This window comes from Bradyrhizobium sp. ISRA442, assembly GCF_038085055.1.
Classification (GTDB): domain Bacteria; phylum Pseudomonadota; class Alphaproteobacteria; order Rhizobiales; family Xanthobacteraceae; genus Bradyrhizobium.
In genome coordinates this window covers 139,420-153,761 of the sequence record NZ_JALGCN010000012.1, presented here as the reverse complement: position 1 = coordinate 153,761, position 14,342 = coordinate 139,420, and the positions used below count along the sequence as shown (strand labels likewise).

At 62.1% G+C, this 14,342-nt stretch carries 14 protein-coding genes and 1 pseudogene; 9 read left to right on the top strand and 6 right to left on the bottom strand.

Going from position 1 to position 14,342, the window contains the following annotated elements; genetic code table 11:
• Nucleotides 1–154 precede the first annotated feature (154 nt).
• The 4 genes from MTR72_RS24805 to MTR72_RS24790 all read left to right on the top strand — a co-directional run bounded on the left by MTR72_RS24805 (nucleotide 155) and on the right by MTR72_RS24790 (nucleotide 6,407).
• The gene (locus MTR72_RS24805; RefSeq protein WP_341511336.1) at nucleotides 155–3,532 is read left to right on the top strand and encodes an adenylate/guanylate cyclase domain-containing protein; all 3,378 of its coding nucleotides are present in this window, start codon (nucleotides 155–157) and stop codon (nucleotides 3,530–3,532) included.
• Nucleotides 3,533–3,707: 175 nt separating this feature from the next.
• Nucleotides 3,708–4,328, top strand: coding sequence for an ATP-dependent DNA ligase (locus MTR72_RS24800; RefSeq protein ID WP_341511335.1), 621 nt, complete (start codon nucleotides 3,708–3,710; stop codon nucleotides 4,326–4,328).
• A 405-nt stretch (nucleotides 4,329–4,733) separates the two neighbouring features.
• Nucleotides 4,734–5,069, top strand: a complete 336-nt coding sequence (locus tag MTR72_RS24795; protein ID WP_341511334.1) for a hypothetical protein — start codon at nucleotides 4,734–4,736, stop codon at nucleotides 5,067–5,069.
• A 159-nt stretch (nucleotides 5,070–5,228) separates the two neighbouring features.
• Complete coding sequence (locus tag MTR72_RS24790) at nucleotides 5,229–6,407, top strand: Ig-like domain-containing protein (protein ID WP_341511333.1); 1,179 nt, start codon at nucleotides 5,229–5,231, stop codon at nucleotides 6,405–6,407.
• Nucleotides 6,408–6,634: 227 nt separating this feature from the next.
• Here MTR72_RS24790 and MTR72_RS24785 read toward each other — a convergent pair whose 3' ends face one another.
• From MTR72_RS24785 to MTR72_RS24775, 3 genes are read right to left on the bottom strand one after another with little or no spacing between them, the layout of a single operon-like run.
• Nucleotides 6,635–6,865, bottom strand: coding sequence for a hypothetical protein (locus MTR72_RS24785; RefSeq protein WP_341511332.1), 231 nt, complete (start codon nucleotides 6,863–6,865; stop codon nucleotides 6,635–6,637).
• The gene (locus MTR72_RS24780; RefSeq protein ID WP_341511331.1) at nucleotides 6,862–7,197 is read right to left on the bottom strand and encodes a hypothetical protein; all 336 of its coding nucleotides are present in this window, start codon (nucleotides 7,195–7,197) and stop codon (nucleotides 6,862–6,864) included. The genes MTR72_RS24785 and MTR72_RS24780 overlap by 4 nt, the downstream gene beginning before the upstream one ends.
• On the bottom strand, nucleotides 7,194–7,460 hold the full coding sequence (locus MTR72_RS24775) for a hypothetical protein (protein ID WP_341511330.1): 267 nt from the start codon (nucleotides 7,458–7,460) through the stop codon (nucleotides 7,194–7,196). Before MTR72_RS24775 ends, MTR72_RS24780 begins: the two co-directional genes overlap by 4 nt.
• 60 nt (nucleotides 7,461–7,520) lie before the next feature.
• Between MTR72_RS24775 and MTR72_RS24770 the strand changes: the two are divergent.
• Nucleotides 7,521–8,255 (top strand): annotated as a pseudogene (locus MTR72_RS24770) (MFS transporter); the annotation flags it as partial.
• A 573-nt stretch (nucleotides 8,256–8,828) separates the two neighbouring features.
• Here MTR72_RS24770 and MTR72_RS24765 read toward each other — a convergent pair.
• The 3 genes from MTR72_RS24765 to MTR72_RS24755 all read right to left on the bottom strand — a co-directional run bounded on the left by MTR72_RS24765 (nucleotide 8,829) and on the right by MTR72_RS24755 (nucleotide 11,815).
• The gene (locus MTR72_RS24765) at nucleotides 8,829–10,013 is read right to left on the bottom strand and encodes an MFS transporter (RefSeq protein WP_341511404.1); all 1,185 of its coding nucleotides are present in this window, start codon (nucleotides 10,011–10,013) and stop codon (nucleotides 8,829–8,831) included.
• A gap of 64 nt (nucleotides 10,014–10,077) precedes the next feature.
• Nucleotides 10,078–11,445: an NAD(P)-binding domain-containing protein gene (locus tag MTR72_RS24760; protein WP_341511329.1), complete on the bottom strand. Its 1,368-nt coding sequence runs from the start codon at nucleotides 11,443–11,445 to the stop codon at nucleotides 10,078–10,080.
• Between the two features lie 49 nt (nucleotides 11,446–11,494).
• Nucleotides 11,495–11,815, bottom strand: coding sequence for an ArsR/SmtB family transcription factor (locus MTR72_RS24755; RefSeq protein WP_341511328.1), 321 nt, complete (start codon nucleotides 11,813–11,815; stop codon nucleotides 11,495–11,497).
• A gap of 152 nt (nucleotides 11,816–11,967) precedes the next feature.
• On the opposite strand from MTR72_RS24755, the gene MTR72_RS24750 reads away from it, so the two are divergent.
• Genes MTR72_RS24750 through arsC form a run of 4 tightly spaced genes read left to right on the top strand, consistent with a single transcriptional unit; the run spans nucleotide 11,968 to nucleotide 13,949 of the window.
• Nucleotides 11,968–12,330 (top strand): ArsR/SmtB family transcription factor, encoded by a 363-nt coding sequence (locus MTR72_RS24750; RefSeq protein ID WP_341511327.1) that lies wholly within the window; start codon nucleotides 11,968–11,970, stop codon nucleotides 12,328–12,330.
• Nucleotides 12,323–12,850 carry an arsenate reductase ArsC gene (locus MTR72_RS24745; RefSeq protein WP_341511326.1) on the top strand — a complete coding sequence of 176 codons (528 nt, stop codon included), beginning with the start codon at nucleotides 12,323–12,325 and terminating at the stop codon, nucleotides 12,848–12,850. The genes MTR72_RS24750 and MTR72_RS24745 overlap by 8 nt, the downstream gene beginning before the upstream one ends.
• Nucleotides 12,850–13,551: an MIP/aquaporin family protein gene (locus MTR72_RS24740; protein ID WP_341511325.1), complete on the top strand. Its 702-nt coding sequence runs from the start codon at nucleotides 12,850–12,852 to the stop codon at nucleotides 13,549–13,551. The genes MTR72_RS24745 and MTR72_RS24740 overlap by 1 nt, the downstream gene beginning before the upstream one ends.
• Nucleotides 13,548–13,949, top strand: a complete 402-nt coding sequence (gene arsC, locus MTR72_RS24735) for an arsenate reductase (glutaredoxin) (RefSeq protein ID WP_341511324.1) — start codon at nucleotides 13,548–13,550, stop codon at nucleotides 13,947–13,949. Before MTR72_RS24740 ends, arsC begins: the two co-directional genes overlap by 4 nt.
• The last annotated feature ends 393 nt before the right edge of the window (nucleotides 13,950–14,342 follow it).

Below are 14,342 nucleotides of genomic sequence, written 5' to 3'. Positions count from 1 at the left end.
GTGGGTGTGGATATGTCCGCTGTTACGGGTGAACCGGACCAGCGCATCAGAACTTCGGACCGCTGCTTTTGACCCAAACCGGTCTTCACAGTTACCTGGACAGACAGTCTCGCCTGGGGAATCATGCAGTGGTCGCCGAACCAGAGGCGCCGCCATGGATGTCGGAGATTGGTTGCGGAGGCTCGGCCTCGAAGAGTATGAGGCGGCATTCCGCGAGAACGAGATCGACGAGTTTGTTCTCCCGAGCTTGACGGCCGAGGACTTGAAGGATCTTGGCGTCGCAATTGTCGGGCATCGTCGTAAGCTGCTCAATGCCATTGCCAACTTGCGGGCCGAAGCGGGTGCACCAGCGCCGCTATCCGATGCGCCTCTGGCGGCCGACAAAGCTGCCGACGACACCGCCGAGCGCCGCCAAGTCACCGTAGTGTTTTCGGACCTCGTCGGTTCGACGGCGCTCTCCGCACGTATGGACCCGGAGGACCTACGCGAGATCATATCGGCCTATCAGAGATGTGTCGCTGACACCGTCAGGCGCTTTGGGGGCTTCGTCGCGAAATACATGGGCGACGGGGTGCTCGTCTACTTTGGCTATCCGCAGGCGCACGAAGATGACGCTGAGCGAGCCGTGCGCGCAGCGCTGGAGGCGATTGCAGCAGTTGGGGCGCTCAAATTGTCCGTTACGCTGCAAGCGCGCGTTGGTATTGCGACGGGGCTTGTGGTGGTTGGCGATCTGATCGGATCAGGGGAGGCACAGGAGCGCGGCATAGTCGGGGAAACACCCAACATTGCCGCACGTCTGCAAGGCGTGGCTGAGCCCGACGCGGTGCTCATCGCTGAGAGCACGCGAAGGCTCCTGGGCAATCTGTTTGACCTAAAGGACCTTGGACCCCAAGAACTCAAAGGCATCCCGGGCAGCATCAGAGCCTGGGTAGCACTGCGACCTTCTTTGATCGAGGGCCGCTTCGAGGCTCTACACGCAGGCGGGCTCACCGAACTCATCGGCCGCCAAGAAGAGTTCGAATTGCTGCTGCGGAGGTGGAGCACTGCAAAGACTGGCGAAGGCCAGGTGGTGCTGCTCTCGGGCGAGGCGGGCATTGGAAAATCGCGGCTCACGGCCGCGCTCCTGGACCGCCTCGCCGCCGAACCGCACACCCGTTTGCGGTATTTTTGCTCGCCCCAGCACACGCATAGCGCCCTCTACCCGATTATCGGCCAGATGGAGCGTGCTGCTGGGTTCGCGCATCACGACGATTTGCAAGCGAAACTCGACAAGCTCGATGCCCTGCTTGTGCAGACTTTCACCTCAGCCCAGGATGCAGCGCTTTTTGCCGAGATGCTGTCGCTCTTGAATGATGGACGTTATGCCGTACTCGAGTTGACGCCGCAGCAGCGCAGGCAAAAAACACTGGAAGCGCTGATATCACAATTGGAGGCGCTGACCCGCCGGAATCCAGTGCTGATGATTTTCGAGGATGCTCATTGGGCCGACCCCACAAGCTTGGAAGCGTTCGGTCGGGTCGTGGACGTGATTGAGACCCTTCCCGTGCTGCTGATCGTGACGTTCCGGCCGGAGTTCGACGCGCCGTGGATCGGACGGCCTTACGTCTCGGCCCTGATGCTCAATCGGCTAACGGAGCGCGATGTTCTCGCCATGATCCATGGTCTCATGGGTAGCGCGCCGCTGCCCCCCGGCATCCGGGAGAACATCGTTGAGCGCACCGATGGCATTCCTCTGTTCGTGGAGGAGATGACAAGGGCGGTTTTGGAAGCGGAGAGCGAAAGCGAAGCGCGGCGGACCGCTGCTGAGGTTCCGTCCCCGGCCGCCGATGTCCCGGCAAGCCTGTATGCGTCGCTTATGGCTCGGCTCGACCGGCTCGGCCCCGCCAAGGAGGTGGCGCAGGTTGGTGCGGCAATCGGGCGGGAGTTCTCCCATGCCATGCTGGCCGCAATTGCGAGCAAGCCAGAGGCGGAGTTAAGACGGGCGCTCAACCGTCTCGTTGAAGCCGGATTACTCTTCCGGCGCGGCGTGCCGCCGGATGCGAGCTACCTGTTCAAGCATGCCCTGGTGCAAGACGCGGCCTACGGCACGTTGCTACGCGAGCCGAGACGTACGCTTCACGCCCGCATCGCCCAAAGCCTTGAAAATCAATTCGCGGAGATGGCCGAGAGCCAGCCGGAACTGCTTGCGCGTCACTGCACCGAGGCTGGGCAGATCGAAAAGGCCGCGGGTTTGTGGGGCAAGGCGGGACAGCTCTCGCTGGAGCGCTCGGCGTTAGAGGAGGCCGTCGCGCAGTTCACCCGGGCACTTGACCAGATTGCAGCGTTGCCTGGAACGCCAGCCCTGCGCCGCGAACAAATCAATCTTCAAGTCGCTCTCATAACCCCACTTCTCCATCTCAAGGGGTATGCAGCGTCTGAAACCAGGGCGACCGTGGAGCGGGCACGTGTGCTAATCGAACAAGCTGAAGCGCTCGGAGAGTCTCCCGAAGACCCACTGCTGCTGTTCTCCGTACTCTACGGCTCCTGGGTCGCGAGCTTTATCTCTTTCAGAGGCGACGTAATGCGCGAGCTTGCGTCCCATTTCATGACGCTCGCAGAAATACGAAGCGAAAGAGTGCCGCTGATGATTGGGCACCGCTTGGTGGGTATGTCTTTACTTGGCGCAGGAAATTTCGTGCAAGCGCGCGCGCACCTGGATTCGGCTATCGCACTGTACGACCCCGCCGTCCATCGCGCGCTGGCGGCGCGCTTTGGCCAGGACGTGCGCGTGGTAATTTTGCCCTGGCGTTCATGGGCATTGTGGTCGCTTGGTCATCCGGAGGCGGCGCTCGCTGACGCCGATCAAGCGCTCAAGGAGGCGCGCGAAATCGGTCACGCCGCTACGCTCATGTTTGCGCTCTTCCACGTATCGTTTATCCACATGTATTGTGGAGATCACGCTACGGCGAACAAGCTCATCGAAGAACTAGTTGCTTTAGCCGACGAAAAGCGTGCGTCGTTCTGGAAAGCGGGCGGGATCCTCCGGCGGGGTTGGCTCTTTGCCTTGATCGGCAAGCACTCGGATGCAATTCAAATGATCACGTCCGGAGTGGCCGCATGGCGATCAACGGGAGCAACAGTGTGGATGCCGCTGTTTCTATCATTTCTGGCAAATAGCTACGCGGAGGTCGGAAAATTTGAGAACAGCTGGACTTGCATCGACGAGGCACTGACTTCAGTGGAACAGAGCAAGGAAACGTGGTGCGAGGCCGAGATCAACCGCACTGCCGGGGAGATCGCGTTGTTGTTGCCGAAACCAGATCCGGTGAAAGCGGAAGTCTTTTTTGAGCGCGCACTCGTAGTGGCGCGCAAGCAGCAGGCAAAATCCTGGGAACTCCGTTCCGCGATGAGCATGGCGCGGCTATGGCGCGACCAAGGAAAACGAGACGAAGCCAAGGACCTTCTCGCTCCGGTTTACGGCTGGTTCAGCGAGGGGTTCGACACAGTGGATTTGAAGCAGGCGAAGGCGATGCTCGACGAGCTGGCGCAATGAGGGATCTGTGGCCCTACAGGTCAGCATGGAACGTCGGGTCCTGGCGCGAAGGCGAAGAGGTTCGAAAAGCCGCATCATTCCGCTGATTGGTTAGGACCGGACTTCGGCTGCGCCTGCTGACTGGGGTTCCGGAATTCGGAACCGTAGCAATCCAATGGGAATGTATGTTTCCCGCATGCGTTCATTTGAGTTTTGCCTGCCGACGAAGGGCATTGCAGTCCCGGACGGCCCGGACTGGATTCACGAAGTGAAATACGATGGGTATCGCCTCCGCCTGGAGCGCGACGGCCACCGCGTGCGTCTGATCACGCGCGGCGGCTACAATTGGGCCAGCCGTTATCCATGGATCGTGGAAGCCGCGCGTAAGGTCCGCCAGAAGCAGTTCGTCCTCGACGGCGAAGCGGTCGTGCTTGGCGTCGATGGCATCTCAGATTTCAACGCGCTGCACTCGCGCAAGCACGATCACGAAGTGCAGTTCTGCGCCTTCGATATTCTGGCCGAAGGCGGTGATGATCTCCGCATGCTCCCGTTATCGATGCGGAAGGCGAGCTTGGAGCGCCTGTTGGCGCGGCGTCCTGAAGGCGTCTTCATCAATCCCTTTGAACGTGGTGAGCTTGGGCCTGATCTGTTTCGCGCTGCCGGCAAGCTGGGAGTTGAAGGGCTGGTATCACTGGGTCAAAGTGAAGAACCGTACCCATCCCGCTATGGAGCGGGTGATAGACGCATTCAGATGATGGCCGTCCAAATGATCACCTTTGGGCGAGATGCGCGCAGCGGCGCGCGTCATCACCGATGATGTAAGCGCCCCTTGGAGCATCGGTCAGCTCTTCTCACGGTATTAATCCGGAGTTGCTGTTCCACAAGTATTTTGATGCAGTTTTTTCAGCATACCGCGAAGGTCCCGGCGGGAAAGTCCATCCTGCTATGCAGCAGACTCAGCAAAGATACTGATGATGCTCGGCGCGCGTGAGATCGGCCAACCAGGGATCTCACGCCGGCGATGTAAGGCGACGATGCGGCATGGCGCAGCAAGGAACTGTGAGTTGGACGATTGACCACAGGTCCGCCGCCGAACGCGGCGGGCTATCGCTACACCGCGCCCGGATGAATGATCCCCTCGCGGCATTGCTGAATGGCCCCTTCGCGGCGTTAGGCTCTCGAAGTCTCTTAGTGTCGCCGCTAGCTGTCAAAGGATTTCCACATGACGACTTATTCCTACATCACGATCGACGATCCGGCCGGATACCAATACACAATTCCCGAGAGCATCAACGCTTCGGGCCAGATCACAGGATATTACCAAGATTTCCAGTTACACGGCTTTGTGTACAGCGGAGGCACCTACACCACCATCGATGGTCCCAGCGACGAGACCACCCCCTTCAGTATTAACGACTTGGGCCAGATCACCGGAATCTACTACGACAGCAGCGGCAGCGCTGACCACGGCTTTCTCTTCAGCGGTGGCACATACACCACGATCGACGATCCGCTTGGCATCAACACCGTGCCTCGGAGCATCAATAATTCGGGCTAGATCACTGGGTCCTATCATTATCAAGGCAGCTACTTCGATCACGGTTTCCTGTACAGCGGCGGCAGCTACATCAATATTGATGATCCCTTCGCCACCTACGGCACCACTCCATACGCCATTAACGCCTCGGGCCAGATCACCGGGTACTATCAGGACGCTATGGGTGCGCATGGCTTTCTTTATAACAATGGCACCTATACCAGTATAGATATTCCGTTCGTCAGCCCCGCAAGCACTTTCCCATACGCCATCAACGACTCCGGCCAGATCACCGGCTATTATTACGACGCTACCGGGATTGGGCACGGTTTCCTTTATAGCAACGGCAGCTACACCAAGATCGACGATCCCTTCGCAACCGATTCATCCGGCACCTTCCCATACGCCATCAACGCCTCGGGCCAGATCACCGGGATTTATTACGACAGCAGCGGGTCTCAGCACGGCTTCGTTTACAGCGGCGGCAATTACACCACCGTTGACGATCCATTCGCTACCAGCTTCACGTATGTCGCTGATATCAACGACGCGGGCCAAGTCACAGGGTACTATAGGGACAACGAGGGCGTCCTCCATGGATTTCTCGCGACGCCCGTGACCAATTCAGCCCCGGTCGCAGGTGATGACATCGCCGGGGCTACAAAGGGAAAGGTCATCACCGCCGATGCCACGCATGGTGTGCTCGCCAATGATACCGACCCGGACAACGACACCTTGCACGTCAGTGCCGTCAACGGCGTTGCTGGGAATGTCGGGCACGCGCTTGCTGGCGTATTTGGAACTCTGACGCTCAAGGCCGACGGCAGCTACAGCTATGCCGCCGCAAAGGGCGGCAGTACGGCGCCAGTGCTGCCACAGGACACGTTCACGTATACGGTGGATGACGGTCATGGCGGCACCAGCACGGCCACGCTTAGCGTCTCGATTGTAAGTGCCGGTCAGACCTATGTGAGAGGAACAGATGGTAACGACTCACTGAGGGCAGGCACCAGCTCAACCGTCCTAGATGGCGGAAACGGCAACGACGTCCTCGTCGGTGGAAACAGCGCCGATGCATTGATCGGTGGGCGTGGTAACGACACGCTTACCGGCGGCAAGGACTCGGACACTTTCGTCTTCGATCCTAACTTTGGAAAGGACGTGATCACCGACTTCAAGCCCGGCGCGGACCACATCCAGTTTGATCACACCTTGTTCGCCAACTTTTCTAGTGTCCAAGCCCATGCAACCAATGACGGCCACGGCAACACCGTGATCACGTACGATGCGAACGACACAATCACGCTGACGGGTGTTGCACTGTCGAACCTGCACTCGACTGACTTCTTCTTTGTGTGACGGCGAGGCGCGCGCCACAACAAAGGCCCCGACGATGTTACACGTCGGGGCCTTTCAAGATCATCAGGCCGGTTACATCCGCCGTGCCTTACGATCTTTGATGTCGTCGATTACCGCATCTGATCTGGTGCAGAACGTGGTACGGCTGAGGCATAAAGCGCTCGGCCGCTAGCTCGCCCTTGTGAGGCTCACAACAGCAGACTAACGGCGCTACGGATGATCGGCCACTAGTGGAGCGTCGCGGACGGCCGCTCCGTCATCGCCTCGACAAACTGCCGCAAGCGATCCATAGCTTTGCGCCGCCACGACTCCAGCTCGCCGGCGTATTTCGCCAAGTCCGCACGAAACTGTTCCCCGTGAATGTCGGCACCTTGAGCGACCAGACGGTGCGCATAGGCCGTGAGCGCAAGATCGCGATGGCGGCACAACTCGGCGTTTGCATCGTCCAATACTTTCATTTTGAACCTCGCTTTACAGCTAATTTCCAAATATTTCCGCCTTCACCCGGCCGAATGCCGGTGTTTTCCACGTCGGTATGCCAAACTGAACCGGCATGCGTGACGAAAGACCCCGGCGGATACGTCCGCGATGCATCCCAAATGCCCAAGTAGCGCAGCGTGGGCCGCGATTCGAGTGCCTTGATCCGGTTCTTCAACGGCGTGATTGCTGCCAGCACGAAATCGCCGATCACCGGTGCCAGCGATTTGACGAAGCCTTCGATCTCGGCTCGCCGCTGGGGCGACACTCTGGCTTCCACTGCGCGACGTTCTTCAGGAGTTGGACCGTTCATGGCATGTGCCTCGTGTCTGCCGGCCGGCCATGCCGCGCTTCGTAGGCAAGCCGCAACCGCGACTGTTCTCGAACCAGTATGCGCGCAGCCAAAACGTTCTCGGGCTTGTCGCGATGCCACAGTTCGCGGATGCGCTTTTCCAGCCGAGCAATGGGAATCAGATCGTCGATTTCGGGCGAAAGCCGAACCACCCGGTACCCTGCCTTTATTGCGGCGATCCGCCGCCCATATTCCAGGTCGCTCGCTGTCAACCGGACGACCATGTGTCTGCCCTCAACCTAGTTTTGTTGATCTGCTCAATAGCAGATCGCGATCTCAAGCTTCATGTCTGCTTCGTCGCGATCGTCGTGCTGTCGATCGCAACGATCGCGATCATCGCCTTCGCCATGGAGCCGGTCGACGCACATCTGAAGCTGAAGCAGGACAAGAACCCGTTCCTCCATCTGATCGCGACGGTCGGCGAGCCGCGCTACAGGCTGGCTTTCGCCGTGACGACATTGCTGGCGACCGGCGGGTACATGCTGATGCCGTTCTCCAGCGCCTACACCGTGCACAATCTCGGCATCGACATCACGCATCTGCCGACGATCTACCTCGTCTCCGGCCTGTTCAGCATCGTCACCGGGCCGATGGTCGGCCGGGCCAGCGACGCATTCGGCAAATATCCGACCTTCGTGTTCGGCAGCGTCGTGTCGGTGATCATGGTGCTGATCTACACCCATCTCGGCCCCGTTTCGCTCGCGACCGCTATCCTCGTCAACGTCGTGATGTTCGTCGGCATCTTCTCGCGGATGATCCCCTCGCAGGCGCTGATGTCGGCGATCCCCGACGCCAGCCAGCGCGGCGCGTTCAGCGCAGTCGGCGCCTCGCTCCAGCAGCTCTCCGGTGGGCTCGGCTCCGTGCTCGCCGGCGCGATCATCGCGCAGAGCCCGGATGGGTCGCTGATCCATTTCGACCGGATCGGCTACGTCGTAGTCGCCTCGGCGGCCATCGCGCTGGTCGCGATGTATTTTGTTCAGAAGGCGGTCGCCGAGCGGATGGGGAAGCGGGTGGTGTGAGGTTGGCGGACCGACAGGCCGCGGCGCGAGGAGAGTCGGCGCGTTATTACCTCGACTGATCGGAAGCAGCCCCGTTTTGCGGCAAAACCTGCAAAATGGTGCCCAGGAAAGGATTGGGGCTCGATCCGTTAAACTATAGCAAAAACAGTTACTTACCTCTCCGCCTAGTCCGACGCTTGTACCACTGGACTGTGCTCGTGTCGACCCTGCCCTGATCGCCAACCCACACGCATGGCAAGGGCAGCGAGACTGCACCTGGAAGAGCGGCTTAGGTCGTTGAGAGCGAGGAAGAGTCCGCCGATGAAGGCTCCATAGCCACTACTGACTGGACAGGTGAAAACTGTTGCGGCACCGCCGAAGCGCGAAGCGGATGACGTATTCGTGCCAGCGGCCCTCCTTGAGAGATGACCGCGAAAAGCGGATTGGCGTCATGTCTGCCCTCCGGCGAGGGTTAGCACGCCGAAGGCTACGATCAGCCAGACCGGAGGGACAGCAGGGTGGCGGGCAACGCCCTCAGGCGCCCGCATGCGAGGATTTGAAAAACGACGACGCTATACACGACGAGCGCGATCGCTACCCGGCGACCGCACCTGCGTTTCGTTCACCTGCGCGAGCCCAGAGAAGGGCGAGAGGGCCCACCGAAATCCCAACGGCGAGCACCATGAACACCAGCAACCATCCTCCCGCGCTTTGCGGGCCACCGGCGAGATCGAGCGCCAAGCCCGTTCCCCAGGCGCCGGCGGCCGAAAGCCCGAAGCCGACTGTGGAGTGAAGCGCCATCGTCGCGCCGCGGTGATCTTGGGTAGCCGCCGCCGACATGCCGGCGGTCAAAGCGCCGGAGTCCGCTGGGACAGTCAGTCCGTAGGCGAGGAGCAGGAGGGCGAGGGCCCACGCCGGGGCACTCACGTTCGATCCGAGGAGCAGAGCTACCGCCGCCGAGGCGATCATCACGATCGTGATCGCGCGGTGACGGCCGAACTTCAGTGCGGCTTCGTTGCCGAGAATACTGGCGGGCATCGAGAGGATGGCGAAGAAGAAGCTCACCGTGACGGGCGACAGCCATGAGGGGGCGCCCTGATGTCCGATCACGAATGTCCAAAATCCGACGAGCCAGGTCCGGATGCCGTAGAGCTCGAAGCAGTGAGCTCCGTAGCCGAGGATATAACCGAGGGCCTCGCGGTTCGCGAGGACCGGCTTGAAGTTCAAGAGGCGCCCGTGCTTGGTTTCCGGAAGGCGCGCGTCCATTAGGACGCACGCGATGACCATCGCGATGGGTCCCGCGCCGGTGAGGACGAAGGCCCAGCGCCAGCCCCAGCCGTCCGCAATCACCTGAGCAGCCAAAAACGAGATACCCACGCCCAGCGAGAAGCTCGACGTGTAGAGCGTGACGGCGCGCGACGTGTCACCAGCCGGCAACCGGTCGGTGAGAGCCTTGAGGCCAGGCATGTAAGCCCCGGCGAAACCGAGACCGGCCAAGGCCCAGATGACGGTCCCGGACCAGAAACCTTGCGCGAATAGTCCGAAAGCGGTCGTCGCTAGTCCGCTCACGACGGACCCGCAGAGCAGCACCAGACGCGCATCGATCCTGTCGGTGAGCGTCGTCAGCACCGGAACGGCGAGCATGTAGCCGAACGCATAGCCGCTCGCCATGAGACCGCCCTCCGCGGCACTCATTCCCCAGGCCGGCATGAGATGCTGGGCGAGATTGGCGGAAAGCGCGACATGCGGCAGCAGATTCCCGATCTGCCCGAGACACATCGCGACGATCAGCGACCGGCCGTTCAGGCCCACGTTTCGACCGCTCATCTTCCCGCCTAGCCGATTACGAACATCCGCAGCCAGCGGCGCCAGCCCTCTTTGCACCCTCATCCGCCGCGCAACAGCCGGATGCGTCCTGCTTCGCCGGACCACCGCAGCATCCGGACGCGCCGCCGCCCTCGACCCCGCCGCGCGTGCAGACGCCGGTCTCGGGCAGTTCGAGCTCGACGCGCTCAGCGGCTTCCCGGTCGCCGGCGATGTCGGCCGCGATCGAGCGGACCTGTTCATAGCCCGTGATCATCAGGAAGGTCGGGGCGCGTCCGTAGGCTTTCATGCCGGCGAGGTAGAAGCCGCGGTCGTCCTGCTCGAGCTCGCGCGCGCCGTGCGGGCGCACGGTGCCGCAGGAGTGCTCGTTCGGATCGATCAGGGGCGCCAGCGCTGCCGGCGCTTCGATCGCCGGATCGAGGCGGAGACGGATCTCGCTCAAGAAGGAGAAGTCCGGGCGGCAGCCGGTCGCGACCACCAGCTCGTCCACGACGATGATGCGATCGCAGCAGGCGGATGGGGTCGAGATCCGGAGCCGGCCGTCCGCCTGCGCGATGGCGGCGACGGGAAAGCCGGCTTCGACCTGCACCTGCCCCGAGGCGACGATCGAGGCGAAGCGGGCGCCGAGTTCGCCGCGGGCGGCCAGCTTGTCATTCGCTCCGCCGCCGAAGGATTTCTCGGGATTCCCGCTCCGGAGCAGCCAGATCGGCCGCGTGCCGGGAGCCTGCTGCGCCAACGTCGCCAAGTCCGTCAGGGTGCCTATCGCCGAGTGCCCGGTGCCGAGCACTGCGACCGTCTTGCCCGCAAACCGGGCCCGCTCCATACCGAGGACGTCGGGCATCCCGTACGAAGTCCGCGCTGCGGCCTCGCGCTCGCCGATCGCCGGCAGTCCGCCGGCGCCGGCGGGGTTCGGCGAGGCCCAAGTCCCAGACGCGTCGATCACGGCGTCGGCGCGCAGCGTCTCGGGACCCTTGCCGTTCCGGTAGCGGATCTCGAAAGGCGCGGCCTCCCGGCCCTTGGTCTTGGCCTTGTCGAAGCCGACGCGACCGATCGCGGTGACGCGGCTGCTCATCCGGATCACATCGCGCAGCACGGTCCTGGTCGCCAGCGGTTCGATGTACTGTTCGAGAAACTCGCCGCCCGTCGGATAGACCTGCGGATCCGGCGAATTCCAGCCCGTCGGCGCCAGCACGCGCGCGGCCGCCTTGTCGACGTTGTACTCCCACGGGGAGAACAACTGCACGTGCCGCCATCGCCGGATGGAGTGTCCCGCTTCGGGTCCGGCCTCCAGCACGATCGGTGTCATGTCGCGTTCGAGAACATGCGCTGCTGCCGCCAGACCGACCGGCCCAGCACCGATGATCGCCACCGTCTTTCCCGCGCTCATCTCGCTTCTCCTATGCTTCTAGAATCACCGAAAGACTGTTCAAAAAAACTCATGCCGCAGGGCGCGCTGCCGTGCCACACTCCACTTCGTCGGCGCAGCACTCGGCGACCAAGAAATCCACCAGGCCCCGCATTGTGTCGTACTCGGCATGGCAGATCAGCGTCGTGCCTTCGCGAAGCTGGGTCATCAGGCCGACGGCGACGAGACCCTTGATGTGATGCGACAGGGTCGAGGCCGGGATCTTCAGCCGCTCCTGCAGTCGCCCGACCGGCAGGCCGGCGTGACCGGCACGGACGAGCGTCCGGTAGATCTTCAGCCGGGTCGGGTTGCCCAACGCTTCCAAGCGTGCCGCTGCATCGTCGATTTTCATGGCCGGCACTATGCGCCCGCTCGATATTGCCGTCAACCATATTTCTAGAATATTCGAAATATTGCCATTGTCCTCAACCCGGCATCAGGGCATCAGGCAGGCTCCCGGCTTCCGGATTGACGCCGGCCTAATAATTCCATAAGTCTGGATATATGGAAATCGAAGAAGCCGTCCTAGTGCTCGCCGCCCTGTCCCAACCGACCCGTCTGGAGGCGTTCCGGACGCTGGTCCGGCACGAACCTGATGGTCTTGCGGCCGGCGACCTCGCTCGTCTGTTGGAAGTCCCGCCGAACACGCTCTCGGCCCATCTGTCGATCCTGACCCGCGCGCGCCTGGTGACGTCCGAACGGCGCAGCCGCTCGATCGTCTACCGCGCCCACCTCACCGAATTTCGAGACGTCGCGGTCTTCCTGCTTCGGGACTGCTGCGGCGGGCGGCCGGAAGTTTGCCAGCCGGTCGTCGAGAGCCTGCAGTCCTGCTGCCCTCCGAAGCGAAAGGAGCGAAGCCGTGCCTGATCACATGTACAACGTTCTGTTCCTTTGTACCGGCAACTCTGCGCGTTCGATCCTCGGCGAGTCGATCCTGCGGAAGGACGGGGCCGGCCGCTTCCAGGCCTTCTCCGCCGGCAGCACGCCGAAAGGCGCGGTACACCCACTGGCGCTGCGCACGCTCGAGAGCATGGACTATCCCGTCGACGGGATGCGCTCCAAAAGCTGGTTGGAATTCGCCGCCCCCGATGCGCCGGTGATGGATTTCGTTTTCACCGTCTGCGACAACGCCGCCGGAGAGGCTTGCCCCGTCTGGCCCGGTCAGCCGATGACCGCGCACTGGGGCATCGAGGATCCCGCCGCGGCCGAAGGCACGGAGCTGGAAAAACAGGCGGCCTTCATCACCGCGTTCCGCTTCCTGAGGAATCGGATTGATACCTTCGTGAGCCTCCCGCTGCGGAGCATCGACAAGCTCTCGCTCGGCACCAAGCTGCGCGAGATCGGTCGTTCCGAAGGCGCGACACGCCCAACGCCGAAGGCCGGCTGATGGACACGTTCGACCTTTCGCGGCGCCTGGCGGCCGAAGCGCTCGGCACAGGGATTCTCGTCGCCACCGTGGTCGGGTCCGGCATCATGGCCGAAACGCTGACCAAGGACGTCGCTCTCGCGCTTCTCTGCAACACCTTGCCGACCGGGGCCATCCTGGTTGTCCTGATCACCGTGCTCGGTCCGATCTCCGGCGCGCACTTCAACCCGGCCATCACGATCGTCTTCACCGGCAAACGCGAGCTACCGGTGAACGAGGCCGCGCTCTACGTGATCGCGCAGATCGCCGGCGGCATCGCGGGAACGATGGCCGCGCATCTGATGTTCGGACTGCCGCTGCTTGACTTCTCGACGAAGGTTCGGACCGGAGGGCCGCAATGGTTTGCCGAAGCCGTCGCTGCCTTCGGGCTGGTCGCAACGATCCTGGCGGGCATCCGCTTCCAGCGGACGGCCGTCCCCTGGCTGGTCGGCTTGTACATCACGGCGGCCTACTGGTTCACCGCCTCGACATCGTTCGCCAACCCCGCCGTGGCGATCGCACGGTCCCTGACGAACACGTTCTCGGGCATTCGCCCGGCGGACCTGCCCGGATTCATCCTCGCGGAGCTCTGCGGAGCGTTCGCCGGCATGCTGCTGATGAACTGGCTGCTCGGACGCCCCAAGGCGCGCGGCCCCGTCCCGATCGCGGAGACAACCCGATGAGCGTCGCGATCTATCACAACCCGAATTGCGGCACCTCGCGCAACGCGCTCGCGATGATCCGGCAGAGCGGGGTCGAGCCTATGGTCATCGAATATCTGAAGACGCCGCCGTCCCGCGAAAAGCTGGTCGAACTCATCACGGCCATGGGCATTCCCGTTCGCGCGCTTCTGCGCGAGAAGGGCACGCCGTTTCACGAGCTCGGTCTCGCCGACCCGAAATGGTCAGACGACGAGTTGATCGATCAGATGCTCGCGCATCCGATCCTGATCAACCGTCCGATCGTGGTCACGCCCAAAGGGGTCAAGCTGTGTCGGCCCTCGGAAGCAGTATTGCCTCTGCTGCCTAGTCCGCATATCGGCCGCTTCGAGAAAGAAGACGGCGAGATCATCGAGACCTAGAGCGAGAAGCTCGCCCCAACGACGCACGGTCGTTCACCCATGGAATGCCACGCGCCTTGTTTGGCACCAACAGCTCCGCATGACTCGAGCCGTGGTCAAGGCTTCCCGAGAGCCGGTCTCAAAGACGCGAGCGACACCTGCCCAACTTCTGGGACGCCTCAATCGACGCGATGGACCTCCGACTGAATGGCGCTGCCACGCTCCGCGCTTTGCTGCGCATGTGCATTGTATCGCTTCCGTGCCAAATGTCGCTGCTGGGAGCGTAGAGAGGCGCCGTCGGGTGCTCCCGATCAAGCAAATGCCGATATGCTCAACGCGATGCGTTGGTTCAGCGTGGTAGCCGGGCAACACTAGGTACACGATCAGCCGGATGCGACTCCGCGCGCATTTGAC